This window comes from Cohnella sp. (assembly GCF_041640265.1).
Lineage (GTDB): Bacteria > Bacillota > Bacilli > Paenibacillales > Paenibacillaceae > Cohnella.
Genome location: NZ_JBEQAP010000086.1, coordinates 1 through 978 on the forward strand (window position 1 = coordinate 1; position 978 = coordinate 978).

At 49.4% G+C, this 978-nt stretch carries 2 protein-coding genes and 1 pseudogene; all 3 read left to right on the forward strand.

The genetic code is table 11. The features are described 5' to 3' along the window. On the forward strand, nucleotides 1-96 hold a 96-nt coding region (locus ACESLK_RS29075; protein ID WP_373233345.1), incomplete at its 5' end, for a zinc ribbon domain-containing protein. Between the two features lie 123 nt (nucleotides 97-219). After that, nucleotides 220-531 (forward strand): annotated as a pseudogene (locus tag ACESLK_RS29080) (methyltransferase domain-containing protein); the annotation flags it as partial. 134 nt (nucleotides 532-665) lie between these two features. Continuing rightward, on the forward strand, nucleotides 666-978 hold a 313-nt coding region (locus tag ACESLK_RS29085; RefSeq protein ID WP_373233346.1), incomplete at its 3' end, for a dihydrofolate reductase family protein.

A 978-nucleotide genomic window follows, 5' to 3' on the forward strand; every position in this document is an offset into this window, starting at 1 on the left:
CTAAGCGTACGAACGTGGCAATGCCGATCGTGCGACGCGGTGCATGATCGCGACGAGAATGCCGCCAAGAACATCTTGCTTCTGACAAACGAATAGAAGCTTCCAGGTCAACAAGAACTGCGGGAACCGCAGGGATCGCTTGCTCAACTTCACTTCGGATGAGGTGATTACGCAAGAATCTCCCACTTCAACGCAAATGCGTAAGTGGGGGAGTGTTCAACTCCCGATAAACAGCAAGTATTTCATGAGGCATTCCGAGTATTGAAATCAGGTGGTCGCTTGGCTGTTTCAGATATCGTTACAACAGCAGAGTTGCCGGCAGAAATCAAGGGTGATCTAGATTCTTTAGCCAGTTGCATTTCTGGTGCATCAACTATAGAAGAAGTCAAAGAAATGCTTCGTAAGAGCGGATTCGTCGATATCAGCGTTGAACCAAAAGACGAATCGCGAGTGTTCATTAAGGATTGGGTTCCTGGTGCAAATATTAATGAATATATACAATCTGCTGTCATTAGAGCAATCAAGAAATAAATAAGAAAATACAACTTCAACATCAGTCTAGGCACATCTATAATGAATGTGAGAGAAAACCAGGAAGGAGAGTCCGTTGTATGGCAAAAATCGTTTTCGCATTAAACCAGTCTCTGGACGGGTTCGTCGACCATATGGCGTTCCAGCCTGACCCCGTGCTATTCCGCCATTTCATCGACGATGTACGCAACTTGACGGGTAGCTTGTATGGGCGCCGCATGTACGAGACCATGCGGTACTGGGACGGAGACCATTCGGAATGGGATGGGCCGGAAAGGGAATACGCAGCGGCGTGGCAAAGCAAACCGAAGTGGGTGGTGTCGAGGACGTTAAAGTCCGTCGGTCCGAACGCTTCTCTGATCGAGGGCGACCTCGCAATGGCCATTCGCGGGCTGAAGGCTCAGCATGAAGGGGAGATTGAAGTTGCCGGGCCGGAGTTGGCGCACA